Genomic DNA, 18378 nt, shown 5'->3' with positions numbered 1-18378 from the left:
CGCCACAAGGTTGGTGGCTAGCTTGGTTGTCGTGTTGATCTTGCGAATCGCGAGCAAGCTCGCTCCCGCAGGGGGTCGGCGGCTGACTTGGGAACGTTGGTGTTATCAGGGCCGCTGGATTTTTCAGCGGCCCTTTTCTTTGCCCGCGATAACGCTAAAGCATCATTTCCCCAACCCACTAATCCGCCACGGACACACCGCCGCCCTCACCCCACTCGGCCCAACAATCTCCGGCGTCTGCCCCAACGACCTCGCACTCAGCACACTCCCCACCCGCTCAATCAACTGATCAAACCCCAACGTCGCATCCTCCTGATGCAATTTGCGCAGTTGCTCAACCAAGGCATAAGTGAACGCCCCATAGCTGTTCGACCCCACCTCATACTCACTGGCTTTTTCATTTTCCCTCGCGGCATAGAGCATCAGTGGCATGTAGGGCCCATGGTGACCATAGAGTTTGCCCTGGCGCAGCAGTTGGGCTTTTTTCTCGGGGCGCAGGCCGGTGGCGGCGCCTTGGGTGGTGCGGGTGCGGGTGAGGCCGCGGGTTTTGTTGTCTTGTTCGCTGAAGTCGCGGCGGTCGGTGTCGACGGCGTAGACGCGGCGGTCCCAGTCGCCGGCGTAGGGGTCCCAGCGCAGCATGCGGTGGCGGATGTCGCTGGGTGGGGTGATGCCGCGCACGCGGCCGTTGCCGCGGGTCATGCCGCCGGCGTAGCAGCAGTCAAACATGACAGTGAGCTTGGCGCCGTGGCCGTCCGGGTCGAATGGCAGGTGACTGTAGAACTGGCGGAACAGTTTGTCGGTGAAGTGGGTGCTTTCGTCGTCCCAGTCGAAGTCGTGGAGCACCAGGGTTTCGTCCATGCAGTCGGCTTCGCCGCTGCTGCTGTAGACCGGCAACTGGGTGCCGTGGCCGGAGTAGAACAACACGCGCTCGTCGCCGGCGCGGGCGCCTTCCACCAGCCATTCGAGGCGCTCGACGAAGTTGGCCCGGGTCGCTCGGGCGTCGTGCAGCAAGCGGATGTCGCCGGCGTCGTAACCGCTTTCCTGGAGCATGCGGCTGATCAGGTAGGTGTCGTTGATGCAGCCGTCGAGGCGTGCGCTCGGGTCGAGGTAATCGTTGATGCCGACCACCAGGGCGCGGCGTTTGCGTTGGCCGCTGCGGGAGAGGAACGCCGGCACTTCCAGTGCCCGCGCGGCCACCACGTCGCGGGCCAGTTGTGGCCACAGGCCGGTCTGGCTGGTGGCTGACGACAAGTAGGCCTGGGCGGCGTGATTGAGGTCGAGCAGGTCATCACGCAGTGGCACGCTGAACTCGGTTTGCAGGTCGACCCGCGCTGAATCCGGCGAGGTGATCGGCCGGCTCAGCAAGCCGTCGTTGGGGTTGTAGAGGTGGAACCAGCGGCGGATACCTCGGCCGTTTTCGCTCAGGCGCAGGACCCGCCCGCCCCACACTTCGCGCATCACCAGCGGCAGTGCGATCGGTGAACCGAAGCTGACGAATACGCGGCCATCGATGCGCTTGAGCGCCGAACCTTTTTTCACCACTGACCGGCGCAGGGCGTCGTAGCCGATCAGGCTGCCCAGGCCTTGGGCGAAGATGATCTGCGGATTGAATGCCTCGATCTTCGCCAGCAGATGTTGAGTCAACGCCGTGCGCAACTCGGCGTCTTCGATCCACTGCACGATGGCGCCCACCGTGATGCGCAACATCTGATTGACCGGCAGGCCCCAACTGCCGAAATTCTCGTCGGCCTTGCTGCTTGCGTCGGCCCTCAGCATCGCCAGGCCTCGGGTGATCTGGGCGAAGTCCGGCCCTTCCTTGAGTTGGTCATCGAAAGACAGAAATTCGATGTCCTGGTCATCAATGAACCGACCGTTCTGCGCCAGTTGATTGCGGATCAATGTGCGCCATTGCTCCTGCCAGTTCGCATCGATGCCACCCTGACCGCCCGTTGCCCGGCTGAACCCCACTCCGGGCAGGCACAGGATGCGCAGCCGCGTTGGCGCGACGTCCAACCCTGGTTCTGCCAAGGCTTTACTGGCAGGCGCCGCAATCGGCGGAACCGCTTGCCCTTGGGCGGTAACCATCAAATCCTGCAAGCGCCGCAGTTTCGCCTCCAGGCTGTCGGCACTGGGCGCGGCGGGTGTCAGCGCGGCCTGAGCCGGATCTGCCAAGGCTCGGCTGCGATTGCCGAGAAAACCGCTGACCCATTTGGCGCTGCTCTTCCAGATCTGCTCGGGATCGAGGCCGTCGAGGTAACCGGTAACGCTGTCCACCACCTGCCGACTTTGGGTCGCCAGTTCGGACTCGATCAATGGCAACCCGGCACGACTTGGCACCACGGTGGCCGCCAATGTCGGCGCAGCCGTTACGCCCGGTGCAGCGCGCCAGATAGGCGCATTGCCGAAGTGCTGCGCCGCAATCACCCGTGGGCCAAGGGCACTGCGTGGCAATTTGAAGTGATCGCAAAGAAACGCCAGCAGGCTGGTGTGATCGTAATGCTGCGCCTGGACGTTGCCCGTCCAGGGAATCAACCCGGGCTTGAGCCACGGCGAAGCCAGGATCGCCGGAACACGAACGCCGAGGCGGGTGAAGGGATTTTTCCAGGGCACATCGACCGTTGAACCTGTCGCCACGCAAGTCGGCGGCACCACGTGGTCGTGGAAACCGCCGTGTTCGTCGTACAGCAGCACGAACAGGGTTTTGTTCCAGACAGTGGTGTTGGCCGACAAGGCGTTGAACACCTCACCGACAAACTGATCGCCAAAGCGCAGGTCCTCCGGTGGATGATGGGACACGTTTGGCCCGAGTTTACCGTTGAGCAGGCCATAGCTCGGCTCGATCCAGGACAGTTCGGGGAGTTTGTCAGCGGCGACGTCCGACTTGAAGGCCTCGATGCTCAGGTGCTGCAAACCACCCTTGACCAGCGCCGCCAGCGGAACCGCGCCGTCAGAGTAAATACGCGCGTCGTGGCCGTTGCTGCGCAGCAGCGAAAAAATACTCTCGCCGCCGAACTGTGCGATCAGGCTTTTGATGCCGGCCAGCACCGTGCCAGTCGAGGGCATCAGCAAGTGGCCATTGCAACTGCCAAGCATGGCAAAGAAACGGTTCGGCCAGGTCGGGCCTGGCACCGAGGAAAACCAGCGATCACACACGGTGAAATTGCGCGCCAGCCCGTGGATGGCCGGCAACGTATCGTCGGCCGGCTTAGCGCCGAACGGGATGTAGTTCATCGCCCGTTGGGCCATGGACTGCGACCAGGTTTTGTACACCTTCAGGTCCTTGCGGGCCTTGTCGTAGGCGTCCTGGGCAAAACCATCGAGCTTGGGATTGGCCGGGCTGGTCTTGAAGGAGACGCCCAGCTGCGTCTCTACGTTGACGAACTCATGGCCAAGGTCGAAACCCTCACTGTTGCTCGGTGGCAGCGCCGGAGGCAGAGGGGGCGGCGGCGCCCACAGGTTGTAGTTTTCCGGGAACTCCGACGCCTGGGTGATGACCGTCGAATTGCCATTGGCCAGCTTTAGCGGATTGGTGCTGGGTGCATTGCGGTTGATACCGTCACACGCAGGGTTGATACGGGTGTAATCCCCCAGCAAATGATCGAATGATCGGTTTTCCATCATCAATACGACAACGTGCTCAATTCCGTCGGGCCAGTTGTTCGGCATGGTGCGCTCCTTGATGTGAAGTCTCGATTTCGACCTCTCGGGTTTCACCGCAATCAAGGCTTGGATGGCTGGACAATATGAGGCATGCGGCGATTCGATCTGCCAGACAACGCTAGTCAGGCGATGGGGGCTTGTCCAATGGCGGGAGCACCTATCCTTTCAGCCAATCCACCGAATACATCGCCACATAACTATCCACCGCCGCCCCAATCGTAGGAAAAAACGCCGTCTCCCCCAACCGCGCTAACAACCCAAACCGCTTCAGCTTGTCCTTCACCGGGTCCTTCATCTCGGCAAAGCACAACTCGATACCTGCCGCGTGCAGGGTGTCGTCCAGTTCCGCGAGCATGTCGGCGGAGGTCACGTCGACGCTGGTCACCGGCTCTGCCGCGACCACCAGCCAGCGCACGGGTGTGGGCGATGCCGCGACGGCGTCCAGTACGCGGTCGCTGAACAGTTCGGCGTTGGCGAAGAACAAGGGGGCATCCCAGCGAAACAGGACCAGGCCGGGGATCAGGGACGCGTCGGGGTAGCGTTTGATGTCGTGGTAGCCCTTGACCCCGTCGGCGCGGCCCAATACGGCGGAGTACGGGCGCCACGCGTCCCAGAGGAATTCGATGATTGCGATCACGATGGCCAGGCCGATGCCCTCGATCGCGCCGAACACGGCCACGCCGATCGTGCAGACGATCGATAGCCAGCATTCCCAACGCTGGATGCGATAGATCCGGCGCAGGTCGGTGATTTCGATCAGGCCGATGGCCGAGGCGATCACGACCGCCGCCAGGGCGCTGGACGGTAGATGTTGCAGCAGGTCCGGTGCTACCACCAGCAGCAAGGCAACCGCGAGTGCGCCGACGACGCCGGTCATTTGGGTTTTGGCGCCGGCGGCTTCGGCCACGGGCGTACGCGACGAGCTGCTGCTGATCGGGAAGCCCTGGAAAAGTCCGGCCGCCAGGTTGGCGATGCCGAGGCCGACCATTTCCTGGTTCGGGTTGACGTAGGTTCGGGTCCGCGCCGCATAGACACGAGAGAGCACGCTGGTGTCGGCGAACGAGACCAGTGCGACGGCGCAGCCGCCGATCACCACCGGGACGATGTCGGCGGTGGTGATCCAGGGGATGGCGAACCCGGGCAAGCCTTGGGGGAGCGAACCGAGGACCGACACACCGGCGCGTGTCGCCAGGTCGAGGACTCCCACGGCGACCGTCGCGCCGACCACGGCGATCAGGATGCCCGGCAGTCGCGGCCATCTTTTGAGTAGCAGGATCACCGCCAGGGTGAGCCCGCCTACCGTGAAGGTGGTCCAGTTGACTTTTCCTTCCATCAGCGCCGAGGCGATGGCCCATATGTTTCTCAATGGGCCGTCGGACTCAATGGAAAAACCGAACAGTTTGGGCAACTGGCTGATCAATACGGTCAGTGCGATGCCGTTCATGTAGCCGTAGCGGATCGGTTTGGACAGCAGCTCGGTGATAAAACCCAGGCGCGCCATGCCGGCCAGGATGCACACCGCTCCCGAGACGATCGCCATCATCCCCGCCAGGGCGACGGCACGCTGCGGGTCGCCGCCGGAGAGTGGAATGATGACGGCGAGGATGACGGCCACCAGGGAGGAATCCGGCCCCATCACCAGAATCCGGCTGGGGCCGAACAGGGCATAGAACAGCAGCGGAACGATGGTCGCGTAGAGGCCATAAATGCCGGGCACGCCCGATGCCACCGCGTAGGCGATACCGACGGGCACCAGCATCGTGGTCAACACCAGGCCGGCCACGATGTCGTAACGCAACCACGCCCATTGGTATTCGCGCAGCACGCCCAATCCCGGTAGCCAGCGACGCCAACCGGTCTGTTCGTCCCGGCGGGCTATGCGGCCAGGCTCCGGGTGAGGGGGCGAAGCATCTGAATGGCTCATTAACCGCCCTCGTTGATGTAATGCTGTTCATTTAAAATTTTGTAGGAGCGAGCTTGCTCGCGATGGACTCAAGAGCGCCGCGTTTAGTCAGTAAATACGCGGCATCGTTAACGACCATCGCGAGCAAGCTCGCTCCTACAATGGAGCACTCCCTCGTTGATGGACTGTGCAGGCTCGGCGATATCGAAGTGATCTCAGTGTAGCTATTGCTTCGATTGCGCCATCACTGGAAGCTGTTCACCTAAAGGACTTGGAAGCCGACATGAAATTCGACCTCGCCTACTGCCTCAGCCTCAACGACAAGTTGTCGATCTACGACGTTCGGGATCTGAATTTCGACGAGACGATGGATTTCGACTCCACCAGGGAACACTTCCAGTGCCCCAACGATGCCTGTCGCCTGGCGTTCGATACGGCCAACGAGTTGGGCACGTTCAACGCGAAGAATGTGAATTACGTGCGCACCCCGCACTTCAAGAACTTGCCGAGTACGCGGCATGTCGAGGGCTGCCCTTATGTCAGCTTGAAAACGCCGGCGTCGGGTGTGGATGAGGCGGAAACGGATGACAGCCGCGAGGAACATTTCCCGTCGGAATTGTTACTGACCCGGCGTGAGTATGTGCGTAAGCCGTCCAGCCCGAAGGTTGCGGCGGACGGGGGGCGGGATGAGTCGCCACCACCTTTGGTGAACCGTAACGTCGAGCAACCGGGCAGGGAGTCGGCCCCGGACAAGACCAGCGTCTTCGCCCACCCGGTGGAGTGTTTCGTATCGAACTTCGACGACAAGGATTTGCTCAAGCGCATGCCGCTGAAGATTGGCGAGCACACCGCGCCTTATGGGTCGTTTTTCAAGAAGATCGAATACCTGCAGGACAACAAGGGGCTGATTTACTGGGGCAAGGTCAAGGAGATCAAGGACTATACCCAGAGCTTTCGCATCGATTTCGAGAAGAAGGTCTGGTTCGAAAAGAGGCCTTACTCGGTCAATATCTACCTGAGCAAAAAGCTGATCGACAGCTACCGCAAGCGCAAGGCGTTCCTGGAAGAAATCAAGCATGCCATCGAGAGCGGGCATGAGTTGTACTGCTTCTTTTATGGCGTGACGCCTGAGCTGAAGCAGGTGCCGAGCAAGAAGAACCCCAAGCAGACGTTCGGGGTGTTCAGTGCCAACATCGAGAATCTGGATCACTTTATTGTGCGGGAAGCGCCGGGGTTGGCGGACAAATAAGTGCAGTGCCGTTCGTCTGCCTGAAAAGAATAATCAAAAATTGCGTTTGATCCGGGCTCAAAACAACTGTACAAAAACACAGTATATTTTGACCAACACTCTCGAGCCCGGAGAACACCATGGCCTCTCAAGCGATGAAAATCACCCTGGAACGTATCGCCCTCTTCCAATTCACCCCGGCCCACTGCGCCCAGGCCCGAGCGATGCTGGGCTGGAGTGTGGAAGAGCTGTCGCGCGAATCCCGAGTCTCGGTGGAGGCCATTCAACGCTTCGAGGCGCGCCAGGAGGTACTGGATGTCACGCGCCTGGCGCTGGCCTATCGGTTCGAATCGGAAGGGTTGGTGTTCTTCCCCGGGTTTGCGCCGGGGCGGGGGATGAATGTGAAAGGGTCGACGCCAAATCCGGTTGGGCGGGCAGATTTTGCGATGGTGGAGTGAGCCAATCCACCGATTGACGATAAATGGCCCCCTGTAGGAGCGAGCCTGTTCGCGATGGACGTTAACGATAACGCGCAAATCCTGGATAAACGCGGTGTCCTTGAGTCCATCGCGAGCAAGCTCGCTCCTACAGGGCCCAGCACACTACGCGTTCTGCACCACCCCCCGCTCACTCTCCCCTTCCACCGCCAACCACCACGCCCCACCCCGCTGCGGATGCATCAAATTGAACGCCTCCCCCATCTGCGGTGTGGTAATCGATACGTTGCGTTCCCAGGCCAGGGCCAGGATGCGATCGAAGGGTTCGTACCAGGCGTGCATCGACAGGTCGAAGGTGCCGTTGTGGATCGGCAGCAGCCAGCGGCCCTTGAGGTCGATATGGGCTTGCAGGGTTTGTTCGGGTTGCATGTGCACGTGCGGCCAGTCGACGTTGTAGGCACCGGTTTCCATCAGGGTCAGGTCGAATGGGCCGTACTGTTCGCCGATGCGTTTGAAGCCGTCGAAGTAGCCGCTGTCGCCACTGAAGAAAATGCGCGTGTCAGCGTCGATCATCACCCACGAGGCCCAGAGGGTGCTGTTGCTGTCGAACAGGCCACGGCCGGAGAAGTGTTGCGATGGGGTGGCGATGAACCGGATGCCTTCGACTTCCGTGCCTTGCCACCAGTCCAGTTGGCGGACTTTGCTGGGGGCGATGCCCCACTTGATCAGGGTGTCGCCTACGCCCAGCGGGGCCAGGAAGTGTTTGGTCTTGTCCGCGAGTTTCAACACAGCCGCATGATCCAGGTGATCGTAGTGGTCGTGGGACAGGATCACCGCTTCAATCGGTGGCAATTCCTCCAGGCTGATCGGTGGCTGGTGGAAACGCTTGGGGCCGGCCCATTGCACGGGCGAAGCGCGCTCGGCGAAGACCGGATCGGTGATCCAGAATTTGTCGCGCAACTTGAGCAGCACCGTGGAGTGGCCCAGGCGATAGACGCTGTGGTTGGGCGCTGCGATCAGCGCGGCTTGCGTCAGGGCTTGCACCGGGACGGGGGCGCTGGGGCGGGTGTTTTGCGGTTTGTGGAACAACGCGTTCCACAGGATGCCCATGGTTTTGCCAAAGCTTAAACGTTGAACCGGCGTGAAGTTCTGATACTGGCCTTGAGCCTGTCGGGACGCTTCAGGTGTGGAGGCGTTGTCCGCCGGGGAGTTTGAATTGGCCATGACTGAATGACTCCAGAAAAACCGCGTTTGACGCGATTCTCCGTTTTGGGACGATAAATGGCCAAGGCACGCACGCATCAGCCGGACTTTCTATTTTTACCGGGCAGGATTAACAAAACATTACACTGCACAGTGTAGTTTCTAGGTTGCATCAAAGTCGATGACAAGTAAACTGCTGAGTGTAATTTCCATTTTCTTCCTGCCGAAGCGTACTTATGACAGCTCCACAGCGCCTCACCGACCGAAAACGCCAAGCGATCATTCAAGCCGCGATCAACGAGTTCCGTGACAACGGTTTTGAGATCACCAGCATGGACAGGATTGCGGCAACTGCCGGTGTGTCGAAGCGCACGGTGTACAACCACTTTCCCAGCAAGGAAGAGTTGTTCGCCGAGATCCTCAATCAGTTATGGATCCGGGTGACGGCAGAACAGGAAACGGCCTACCGTCCCGACCTGCCGCTGCGCGACCAATTGCGCGTATTGCTGATGGCCAAGCTGCAAATATTGGGCGATGACAATTTTCTCGATCTGGCCCGGGTGGCGATAGCGGCGACGATTCATTCCCCGGAGCGGGCGCAGGATATGGTGGCGCGAATGGGCGAGCGCGAAGAAGGGCTGACGGTGTGGATTCGGGCCGCACAGGCCGACGGTCGATTGAAAGCCATTGCCCCTGATTTTGCCGCACAGCAGGTGCAGGGGCTGCTCAAGTCGTTTGCCTTCTGGCCGCAGATTTCCATGGGCAAGCCTGGCTTGTCGCCCGAAGAACAACGCCAGGTAGCCGAGTCCGCGCTGGACATGTTTCTGGCCTGCTATCAGTTGCAATAAATGACAAGGTCAATGGCGATGCCGAAGGATGGACGGCTCTGATTTGAATGGCACATGTGTTTCAGAATGAAACCGGTGCTGAGGCTATAGTGAGCTTCAGTCCCAGCGCCAGACAGAGAGCATCATGACCACCAGCCACGAAACCGCCGCCCCCGTCGATCACCTGCGTTTCCATCGCCATCACGCCCATCTGGCGCCGACCTTTGGCAATGACAAGTTCGCCCTGCGCGCCGAAGCCTTTGCGCGGTTCTTCGGTACCCCGACCTTTCTCGGCGCCCAAACGCTGATCGTGGTGGTCTGGGTGTGCCTCAACCTGTTCGGTGTCACCCACTTCGATGCGTACCCGTTCATCCTGCTGAACCTGGCGTTCAGCCTGCAATCGGCCTATGCCGCGCCTTTGATTCTGTTGGCCCAGACGCGTCAGGCCGCGCGGGACAAAGCCCAATCCGATGCCGATGCGCAGCACCGCGAAGCGCTGGCGACCGCCAACAGTGAGCGGCAGGCGGAAGCCGCGAAAAATACCGCGCAACTGATGGAGCTGCTTGAGCAGAACACCCGCCTCACGGAGATGACCAAGGCCCTCACCGAGCGCATCGAAAACCTGACGACGCAAATGCATGAGCAGTTCGTGCCCAAGGACAAGCCACAGCCTTGAACGGTTTCACGGCAGTTTCAGCGCCCGCCCCAGCTCATCGAACAAGGTGACCACCGAGCGCAAGGCGCGGCAGTCGGGACGGGTCAGCAGCCACAGCGCGGTGTCGTATCCGTGCAAGGGCTCGCCCAACGGGCGTAATCCCTCGCCGATCAAGAAGCCCGGCAACGCCGCGACACCCAGCCCCGCCCTGACCAGCTCGGTAACCGACAGCATGCTGTTGCAACGGTAACCCGGCGTTACGCCCGGCAAGGCCTGACGACGCCAGGTCACGGTCGGATGATCCGGCAGGAAGTCATCCGGGGCGATCCAGGTCAATGAGGCCAGGTCTGTGGTGGTGACCGATTGCAGGTATCGCTCGCTGGCGCAGACGCGGTAGGCAATATCCGCCAGTCGCCGTCCTACTAGATGCTCCGGTGGCGTGCGGGTCAGGCGCAGGGCGATATCGGCATCCCGGCGGCTGAGGTTGGCAAAATCATTGGACGTGCTGAGTTCGAGCGTCAGCGCCGGATAGTTCGGCATGAACTGCGCCAGCGCCGGCAACAGCAAACCTTGCAGGACCGAATCGGTACAGGTCAGGCGCACGATGCCGCTGATCACTTCACCGCCCTGCTCCACACCGATGCGCGCCGCCTCCAGCGCCTGTTCAGCGCGCTCGGCCTGCTCGGCCAGTGACTGCGCCAGGGTGGTGGGCAGGTAACCGGCGCGGCTTTTTTCGAACAAGTGCTGACCCAGCGCAGCCTCCAGCCGGCGCACCGCTCGAAACACTGTCGAGACGTCCACCTTCAACAGCTGCGCGGCCCGGGCCAGAGAGCCGCCGCGCACCAATGCGAGGATCAGGGCCAGGTCCGGGTAGTCCAGTCGATAGTGCGTCACTGCATTGATCACTTGGGAAAACGCCAATATTGAGTGCGTGAACGCCAATCTATAGTGGGCCTCAGGAATCAACAAGTGCAGAGGCCCCACATGGAAAACCCTCCGATTCGCATCGCCCTGATCGGCGACTACGACCCGCAAGTCACCGCCCACCAGGCCATTCCCCTAGCCCTTGAAATGGTCACTGAACACAGCGGCCTGAACGTGCAATGGCAATGGCTGGCCACGGATAAAATCCACGCCGAGACACCGCTGCCCCCGTTCGATGGTTTCTGGTGCGTACCGGCCAGTCCGTATCGCCACATGGACGGTGCTCTGCTGGCGATCCGTTTTGCCCGCGAACAACGGCGACCGTTCCTCGGCACCTGCGGCGGTTTTCAACACGCGGTGCTGGAATATGCGCGCAATGTGCTGGGCTGGTCGGATGCCGAACACGGCGAGACGACGCCCGATGCAGCACGGGCGCTGCTGACGCCACTGTCGTGCGCGCTGGTCGAGGCCGTCGATTCCATTCAGCTGGCTGAAGGCTCGTTGATCGCACAGGCGTACGAAAGCGCCGAGATTCGTGAAGGCTATCGCTGTCGCTATGGGGTGAATCCGCAGTTCGAAGGGGAGCTGCTCCAGCGCGAGCTGCACGCCGTCGGCCACGATTCGCAACAGGGACTGCGCGCGGTCGAACTCAGCGGCCATCCGTTCTTTGTCGCGACCTTGTTTCAACCCGAGCGGGCGGCACTCGCGGGTGTCTTGCCGCCGCTGGTTGGCGCCTTTGTCGAAGCCTGTGCGGGGCGCTCGTCATGATCGCGGATACGCCAACGGCGCCTTATTACGCGGTGATCTTCACTTCGCTGCGCACCGAGGGTGATCAGGGTTATGCCGAAGCGGCCGCACGGATGCTGGAACTGGCCCGTGAACAGCCGGGGTTTCTCGGCGTGGAATCGGCTCGGGGTGAGGAGGGGCTGGGAATAACCGTGTCGTATTGGGCCAGTGAGGCGGCAATTCTGGCGTGGAAGCAGCATCCAGAGCATACGGCGATTCGCGAGCGTGGGCGTTCGACCTGGTATGCGCGGTGTCATACGCGGGTGTGTCGGGTTGAGCGGGCCTACGGGTTCAGTCTGTAAATGATGCGGTGTTCTTGAGGCCGTCTTCGCGGGCGAGCCCGCTCCCACAGGGATTGATGACAACCTGTGGGAGCGGGCTTGCCCGCGAAGAGGCCAGAACAGTCACCACAAAAACTCAACCCTGAACAAGGCTGCGAACCGCCGATATCTCCGGCACTTCCCGCCGATTCATATACACCCGCAACGGCTCGGTGATGTTGATCCGGTCATCGATGTTCTGGTCCAGCAACAACTGGATCAATTCGCGCTTGAGCGTCATGGCCTGCCCAGGCCCCGCGCCCCAGACGAATTCGCTGGTCGGGATGATGCCGTCGTCCGCCACGTCCATGCCGAAGGAATCTTCGCTGAAGCGCACGAGGTAGTGGCCGGTCTTGCGGTTGAGGCCGACGAAGCCTTTGAGTTGGTCGGCCGCCTGGCAGATGAGCTGGGAAGTGATGCGCATGGTAAACCCCGCAATGGTGATCGTTGGTTTACACGCAGGGCCTGCGTTTCCCTCTGCCGGGGAAATTGCAGGGCCCCAGCGTACTGCAAACGGGCGCACAAAAGTGCTGACGAAAATCAGCTTCAGGCAGATTTATGTCGGTCTCGCGATAGCGTCTGCAAAGATCAGTTGTTAAAAGGGACCGCTCACTCATTGCGAAAGGATCTCGACCATGCCCGTAACCTTTACGAAAAGCGCCCTGTTGTTGAGCCTGCTGCTAGGCCTCGGCCAGGCACAGGCCGCCAGCGAACCCGGTCCCACGGAACTGGCGACTCGCCTGGGCATTCCGCACCCGGCGGTGATCGCCCACCGTGGCGCGTCTTTCGATGCGCCGGAATCCACCGCCGCGGCCTACAAGACGGCCCGCGACCTGGGCGCCGATTACCTGGAATTGGATCTGCAGCGCAGCAAGGACGGCGTGCTGTTCGCCCTGCACGACAACAACCTGCAACGCACGACCGACGTCGCCAGCAAATTCCCCGAGCGCAAGGACAGCCCGGCCAATGCATTCACCATGGCCGAGTTGAAAACCCTGGATGCGGGCAGCTGGTTCAATGCCGCCTACCCGGATCGTGCGCGTCCTGCTTTCGCCGGCCTGAAGATTCTGACCCTTGATGAAATCATCGACATCGCCGAGGGCAGCGCCCAGCACAAGCCCGGGCTGTACATCGAGACCAAGGAGCCCAAGCAGTTTCCCGGCATCGAACGCGACCTCAAGGAAAAACTCCAGGCCCGTGGCTGGCTGAACCCGAGCGAATCGAAACCGGCGAACAGCGCGCTGGCGGTTGGCCAGGGCAACGGCAAGGTGGTCCTGCAGACCTTCGAGAAGAGCAGTCTCGAACTGCTGCAAAAGGAAATGCCGAAGGTGCCGAAAATCCTGTTGCTGTGGGTCGGTGAAGGCAGTATCGAGCCCAAGTCCAAGGTGACCTTTGCCGAGTCCGGCGAAAAAGATAAAGCCGCTTACTACGCCAAACAACAACCGAAGGACAAAGCCGAATTCCAGCGCTGGGTCGACTACGCCAAGGCTCAGGGCGCCATCGGCACCGGCCCGTCCGCCGCACTGACCCAGGGCGGCGACCAGAGTTACTCAGACCTGGTGCAACCCTGGATGAACCAGTACACCCACGATCAGGGCCTGCTGGTGCACGTCTACACCATCGACGATGCGGTGGACTACCAGAAAGTCATGGACGTCGGCGTCGACGGGATCTTCACCAACCGCGCCAGCGAGCTGTTGAAGTTCTATAAACGTCCGGCGGCGAGTGTGGCGCAGGTGCTTCAGAACAACGGCTACTGATCCAGAGTCGCGCAAAACCCTGTGGGAGCGGGCTTGCTCGCGAAGAGGCCATCAGCTTCAACATCAACGTTGACTGACACTCCGCTTTCGCGGGCAAGCCACGCTCCCACAGGCGTTGATGCAGGACAGGTAGCGGGTTTTAAGGATGAATTAAGTTGCTACGACTAACCTGATTCCACTTAAACGACTTAACCAAGGAAAGAAGCCCATGAAGACCCTGACTGCTCTGTTCACCGCTGCGACCCTGATGCTCACTGCGGGTCTGGCCCAGGCTAAAGATGTGCCTGTCGACCAGATCCCTCAACTGGTCAAGGAAGGCAAGATCAAGCCGCTGGAAGAGTTGAACCAGATCGTGTTGAAGTTGCACCCGGGCGCCACCATCACCGACAGCGACCTGGACAAACACTCCACTATCTACGAGTACGAAGTCGAACTGCGTGACGCCAGCAATGTTGAATGGGACGTGGATTTGAACGCCGCCACCGGCGAAGTCCTGAAGAACAAACAAGACGACTGATGCACCCAGCAAAAGCCGCACGATTTGAAAGTCGTGCGGCTTTTTTGCGTCTGGATGATTGATCAGGCGCACGAGCTGACCAGCGAGCCCGGCGTGGTTGCCGACACTACTGGCGTCACGAAAAAGTCATCGGCGCTTGCGATGATGCCGCTCAAGTGAACCTGTAAAACACGCGACAGGCGCCTCCCCTTGCGAGTCCTCATGAACCACAGCATCGATCAAAGCCATCGCGACACGGATCTGTTCGGCCTGCTCTACGGTTTCAGTTTTCGCCCCGGTGAGGCCGGTCGGGAAATCAACTCCGCCGAGGCCTTGCAGTACCTGCAACAACCGGAAAGCGACGAACAGTTTCTCTGGCTGCACCTGAACCTCGCCCATGCCGCGTGCGAGCGCTGGATGAAAAGCCATCTGGAATTGCCCGAGGAATTTTTCGAGGCGCTGCACGAAGGCTCGCGCTCGACGCGCATCGAGCATGTCGACTCGGCGTTGCTGGCGGTGGTCAACGACGTGGTATTCAACCTCAGCAACCTGGTCTCGTCGGATGTCTCGACCTTGTGGGTATGCGCCTACAGCCGGCTGATCATCAGTGCCCGTCTGCAACCGCTGCACTCGGTGGACAAATTGCGCTCGTCGGTGAAGGCCCGGGAATGCTTTCGCTCCCCGCTGGAGCTGCTGGTGCATCTGCTGCGCGACCAGGGTGAAGTGCTGACCCAGATCGTGCGCAAGACCAGCCAGAGCGTGGACCAGATCGAAGACGAGTTGCTCTCCTCGCGCCTGTCGACCAACCGCGCCGAACTGGGCGCCAATCGCCGGGTACTGGTGCGTTTGCAACGGCTGCTGGCGCTGGAGCCAGGCTCGTTGCTGCGCCTGCTCAACCGGCCACCGCAATGGCTGCAAAAGGAAGACGTGAAGGAGCTGCGCAAATCCACCGAGGAGTTTGCACTGATCATCAACGACCTCACGGCGCTGGGTGAGCGGATCAAGCTGTTGCAGGAAGAGATCGCCGCCAACATCAACGAACAAACCAACCGCACGCTGTTCACCCTGACAGTGGTGACGGTGCTGGCACTGCCGATCAACATCATTGCCGGTTTTTTCGGCATGAACGTTGGCGGCATTCCACTGGCCGGTGACCCGGAAGGTTTCTGGATCCTGGTGGCGCTGGTCGCGACCTTTACCGTGATTGCCGGACGCTGGGCGTTTCGTAAGCAGCAGGATTATTGATTCCCCGTCCTCTCCTGACACTGATCAACTGTGGCGAGGGGGCTTGCCCCCGTTGGGTGGCGCAGCCGCCCCAAATCCTGCTAACCGGTTTCTTCGGACATTCCGCACTCAATCGTTTTACGCCTGCTCCGCAGCCGAACGGGGGCAAGCCCCCTCGCCACAGGGTTTTGCACAGCCTTCAGGCAATGTATGAAAATTTGGATCAGCGGCCCTGCAAAAAACCAAACACTGATCCAGAGCAGCCTCCCTGTAACAGTTGGCAACGATTATCACCGGTACACCTCCCTCCTCAGGAATGTCCGTGATGGCTACGCCCTCCTTCACCGCCCCGGCACCGGCCAGTAGCGCCAGACCGCAACTCGACAAGAAGCCCGGCCTGATCACCCTCGTGGTGTTTTTTGCCGTGCTGGCCATCGGCTTGTTGTTTACCGCCTACAGCCTGATGCACGACATGAACGAACTCGGCACGGTGGTGACCACCTGGACGCCATTCCTGCTGCTCGGCGTGGCGCTTTTGATCGCCCTGGGCTTTGAGTTCGTCAACGGCTTCCATGACACCGCCAACGCGGTGGCCACGGTGATCTACACCCACTCGCTGCCGCCGAACGTGGCGGTGGTCTGGTCCGGCTTTTTCAACTTCCTCGGGGTGTTGCTGTCCAGCGGCGCGGTGGCGTTCGGCATTATCGCCCTGCTGCCCGTGGAGCTGATTTTGCAAGTCGGCTCGTCCGCCGGTTTCGCGATGATCTTCGCCCTGCTGATCGCCGCCATCCTGTGGAACCTCGGCACCTGGTGGCTGGGACTGCCGGCGTCGTCCTCGCACACTCTGATCGGCTCGATCATCGGTGTCGGCGTGGCCAACGCCCTGATGCACGGCCGCGACGGCACCAGCGGCGTGGACTGGGCGCAAGCGACCAAGATCGGTTACGCGCTGCTGCTCTCGCCGCTGGTTGGCTTCGGCTGCGCCGCGCTGCTGTTGCTGGCCCTGCGCGCGTTCGTCAAGAATCGTGCGCTGTACAAGGAGCCCAAGGGCGAGACCCCGCCGCCATGGTGGATTCGCGGCCTGTTGATCGTCACCTGCACCGGCGTGTCCTTTGCCCACGGTTCGAACGACGGCCAGAAAGGCATGGGCCTGATCATGCTGATTCTGGTGGGCACACTGCCCATGGCTTACGCATTGAACCGCACCATGCCGGCCGATCAGGCCTTGCAGTTCGCGGCGGTCGCCGAAGTCACCCAGCAAGCCTTGGTCAAAGCTGCCCCGCTGCCAACGCCAGCCGACCCGCGCTCGGTACTGTCCGATTACGTGCGCAGCAAGGAAGCGACCCCGCTCCTGGTGCCAGCGCTCGCTGCACTGACTGGCAGCATCGGCGCCCAGGTCAAGGGTTATGGCTCGCTGTCGAAAGTCCCGGCCGAGGCCGTGGGCAACGTGCGTAACGACATGTACCTGACCAGCGAAACCATTCGCCTGATGGACAAGAACAAGGTCGGCAACTTCGACACCGACACCAGCAGCAAGCTGCAACTGTTCAAGCAACAGATCGACAACTCCACGCGCTTCATTCCCCTGTGGGTGAAAATCGCCGTGGCCATCGCCCTGGGACTGGGCACCATGGTCGGCTGGAAGCGCATCGTGGTGACCGTCGGCGAGAAAATCGGCAAGACCCACCTGACCTACGCCCAGGGCGCCTCGGCGGAAACCGTGGCGATGCTGACCATCGGCGCCGCCGACATGTTCGGCCTGCCGGTGTCGACCACCCACGTGCTGTCCTCGGGCGTGGCCGGGACCATGGTCGCCAACGGCGGCGGCCTGCAGATGAAGACCATCCGCAACCTGCTGATGGCCTGGGTGCTGACCTTGCCGGCGGCGATCCTGCTGTCGGGCAGCCTGTACTGGTTGTTCACGCAGTTGTTCTGAATGTGGGAGCGGGCTTGCTCGCGAAGGCGGCGTGTCAGTCGACATCGATGCTGAATGTCAGACCGCTTTCGCGAGCAAGCCCGCTCTCACAAAAAGCCTTGTATCAGGTTTCCGAGCGGATCACTTCCCCCAGCCAATCCATGAACACCCTCACCCGCAACGGCAAATGCCGCTGCCGGGCATAGAGCAGCGACGCCTCCATGGACGGCGCATTGAACGTCGACAACACCTCGACCAGTTCACCGCTTTGCAGGTATTGCTGCATGCCCATTCTCGGCGCCTGAATCAGGCCGAAACCACCCAGGCAGGCGGCCTCATAGGCATCGGTGCTGTTGACCGTGACACTGCCGACCATCGGCAGTCGCTGCACCTGCCCCTTGTCGACGTACACAAAGCCTTCCGAACGCGCACCCAAAACGCCGACGTAATGCACCAGCCGATGCTGTGCCAGATCCTCCAGTCGCTCGGGCACGCCATAGCGCTGCAGATACGCAGGGCTGGCGCAATTGACCATGGTGAAGTCACACAGGTGTCGCGCCACCACCGATTGATCCGGCTGGGCGCCGATGCGCAGCACGCAATCGAACCCTTCGGCGAGCAGATCGACCCGACGGTCGGTGCTGCTGATTTCCAGCTCAAGCAGCGGGTGCTGCGCCATGAACGCCGGCAGGCGCGGCATGACCACGCGACGGGCGAGAATGTTCGGCAGGTCGATGCGAATGCGCCCCACCAGCGACGCCTCGTCCTGGCGAAACAAGCCCTCGATTTCGTCCATGTGCGACAACAGGTCCTTGCTGCGCTCATACAACACCAGGCCATCCTGGGTCGCCTGGACCTTGCGCGTGGTGCGCTGCAACAGCCGGGTGCCGAGCAATGCCTCCAGCGCCTGCACATGCTCGGACACCGTGGATCTGGGCAGCCCCAGACTTTCTCCGGCGAGGGTAAAACTCGACATCTCGCTGACCCGGACAAAGGTGCGCAGCAATTCCAGTTTGTTCATCAGCCCGCTCTTTATTGTT

Annotated in this window: 16 protein-coding genes; 10 read left to right on the top strand and 6 right to left on the bottom strand. The window is 61.1% G+C overall.

Features of this window, described 5'->3' with window-relative positions; all coding sequences use genetic code 11:
• Positions 1-162: 162 nt before the first annotated feature.
• Both AB7M25_RS07220 and AB7M25_RS07215 read right to left on the bottom strand, forming a co-directional pair.
• Positions 163-3666, bottom strand: coding sequence for an alkaline phosphatase family protein (locus AB7M25_RS07220; protein WP_454237114.1), 3504 nt, complete (start codon positions 3664-3666; stop codon positions 163-165).
• A gap of 151 nt (positions 3667-3817) precedes the next feature.
• The gene (locus AB7M25_RS07215; RefSeq protein WP_454237113.1) at positions 3818-5584 is read right to left on the bottom strand and encodes a SulP family inorganic anion transporter; all 1767 of its coding nucleotides are present in this window, start codon (positions 5582-5584) and stop codon (positions 3818-3820) included.
• A 262-nt stretch (positions 5585-5846) separates the two neighbouring features.
• On the opposite strand from AB7M25_RS07215, the gene AB7M25_RS07210 reads away from it, so the two are divergent.
• Both AB7M25_RS07210 and AB7M25_RS07205 read left to right on the top strand, forming a co-directional pair.
• On the top strand, positions 5847-6812 hold the full coding sequence (locus AB7M25_RS07210; protein ID WP_454237112.1) for a hypothetical protein: 966 nt from the start codon (positions 5847-5849) through the stop codon (positions 6810-6812).
• A 119-nt stretch (positions 6813-6931) separates the two neighbouring features.
• Positions 6932-7249 (top strand): helix-turn-helix domain-containing protein, encoded by a 318-nt coding sequence (locus AB7M25_RS07205; protein WP_007978167.1) that lies wholly within the window; start codon positions 6932-6934, stop codon positions 7247-7249.
• A 144-nt stretch (positions 7250-7393) separates the two neighbouring features.
• Here AB7M25_RS07205 and AB7M25_RS07200 read toward each other — a convergent pair whose 3' ends face one another.
• Complete coding sequence (locus AB7M25_RS07200; protein WP_429386269.1) at positions 7394-8452, bottom strand: MBL fold metallo-hydrolase; 1059 nt, start codon at positions 8450-8452, stop codon at positions 7394-7396.
• A gap of 215 nt (positions 8453-8667) precedes the next feature.
• Here AB7M25_RS07200 and AB7M25_RS07195 point away from each other — a divergent pair, with 215 nt between their 5' ends.
• Together AB7M25_RS07195 and AB7M25_RS07190 are read left to right on the top strand one after the other, a co-directional pair.
• The gene (locus AB7M25_RS07195; RefSeq protein WP_429386266.1) at positions 8668-9279 is read left to right on the top strand and encodes a TetR/AcrR family transcriptional regulator; all 612 of its coding nucleotides are present in this window, start codon (positions 8668-8670) and stop codon (positions 9277-9279) included.
• Between the two features lie 124 nt (positions 9280-9403).
• The gene (locus AB7M25_RS07190) at positions 9404-9934 is read left to right on the top strand and encodes a DUF1003 domain-containing protein (protein WP_429386264.1); all 531 of its coding nucleotides are present in this window, start codon (positions 9404-9406) and stop codon (positions 9932-9934) included.
• Positions 9935-9940: 6 nt separating this feature from the next.
• On the opposite strand, the gene AB7M25_RS07185 is transcribed toward AB7M25_RS07190, so the two are convergent.
• A complete protein-coding gene (locus tag AB7M25_RS07185; protein ID WP_454237111.1) occupies positions 9941-10882 on the bottom strand; it encodes a LysR family transcriptional regulator in 942 nt (313 codons plus the stop codon).
• Between the two features lie 15 nt (positions 10883-10897).
• Between AB7M25_RS07185 and AB7M25_RS07180 the strand changes: the two genes are divergently transcribed.
• Positions 10898-11605, top strand: a complete 708-nt coding sequence (locus AB7M25_RS07180; RefSeq protein WP_429386258.1) for a CTP synthase C-terminal region-related (seleno)protein — start codon at positions 10898-10900, stop codon at positions 11603-11605.
• The gene (locus tag AB7M25_RS07175) at positions 11602-11925 is read left to right on the top strand and encodes an antibiotic biosynthesis monooxygenase family protein (RefSeq protein WP_429516563.1); all 324 of its coding nucleotides are present in this window, start codon (positions 11602-11604) and stop codon (positions 11923-11925) included. Before AB7M25_RS07180 ends, AB7M25_RS07175 begins: the two co-directional genes overlap by 4 nt.
• A gap of 115 nt (positions 11926-12040) precedes the next feature.
• Here AB7M25_RS07175 and AB7M25_RS07170 read toward each other — a convergent pair whose 3' ends face one another.
• Positions 12041-12367 (bottom strand): DUF2025 family protein, encoded by a 327-nt coding sequence (locus tag AB7M25_RS07170; RefSeq protein WP_116583291.1) that lies wholly within the window; start codon positions 12365-12367, stop codon positions 12041-12043.
• A 211-nt stretch (positions 12368-12578) separates the two neighbouring features.
• Here AB7M25_RS07170 and AB7M25_RS07165 point away from each other — a divergent pair, with 211 nt between their 5' ends.
• The 4 genes from AB7M25_RS07165 to AB7M25_RS07150 all read left to right on the top strand — a co-directional run bounded on the left by AB7M25_RS07165 (position 12579) and on the right by AB7M25_RS07150 (position 17359).
• Positions 12579-13703: a glycerophosphodiester phosphodiesterase gene (locus AB7M25_RS07165; RefSeq protein ID WP_454237110.1), complete on the top strand. Its 1125-nt coding sequence runs from the start codon at positions 12579-12581 to the stop codon at positions 13701-13703.
• A 208-nt stretch (positions 13704-13911) separates the two neighbouring features.
• On the top strand, positions 13912-14220 hold the full coding sequence (locus AB7M25_RS07160) for a PepSY domain-containing protein (RefSeq protein ID WP_102700541.1): 309 nt from the start codon (positions 13912-13914) through the stop codon (positions 14218-14220).
• A 201-nt stretch (positions 14221-14421) separates the two neighbouring features.
• On the top strand, positions 14422-15444 hold the full coding sequence (locus AB7M25_RS07155; RefSeq protein ID WP_454237109.1) for a transporter: 1023 nt from the start codon (positions 14422-14424) through the stop codon (positions 15442-15444).
• A 304-nt stretch (positions 15445-15748) separates the two neighbouring features.
• The gene (locus tag AB7M25_RS07150) at positions 15749-17359 is read left to right on the top strand and encodes an inorganic phosphate transporter (RefSeq protein ID WP_429386246.1); all 1611 of its coding nucleotides are present in this window, start codon (positions 15749-15751) and stop codon (positions 17357-17359) included.
• Between the two features lie 103 nt (positions 17360-17462).
• Here the strand turns inward: AB7M25_RS07150 and AB7M25_RS07145 are convergent, their stop codons facing one another.
• Positions 17463-18359 (bottom strand): LysR family transcriptional regulator, encoded by an 897-nt coding sequence (locus tag AB7M25_RS07145; protein ID WP_429561082.1) that lies wholly within the window; start codon positions 18357-18359, stop codon positions 17463-17465.
• Between the last annotated feature and the right edge of the window lie 19 nt (positions 18360-18378).

This window comes from Pseudomonas sp. AP3_22 TE3818 (genome assembly GCF_053628995.1).
This window is presented reverse-complemented; position numbering and strand designations above follow the sequence as displayed.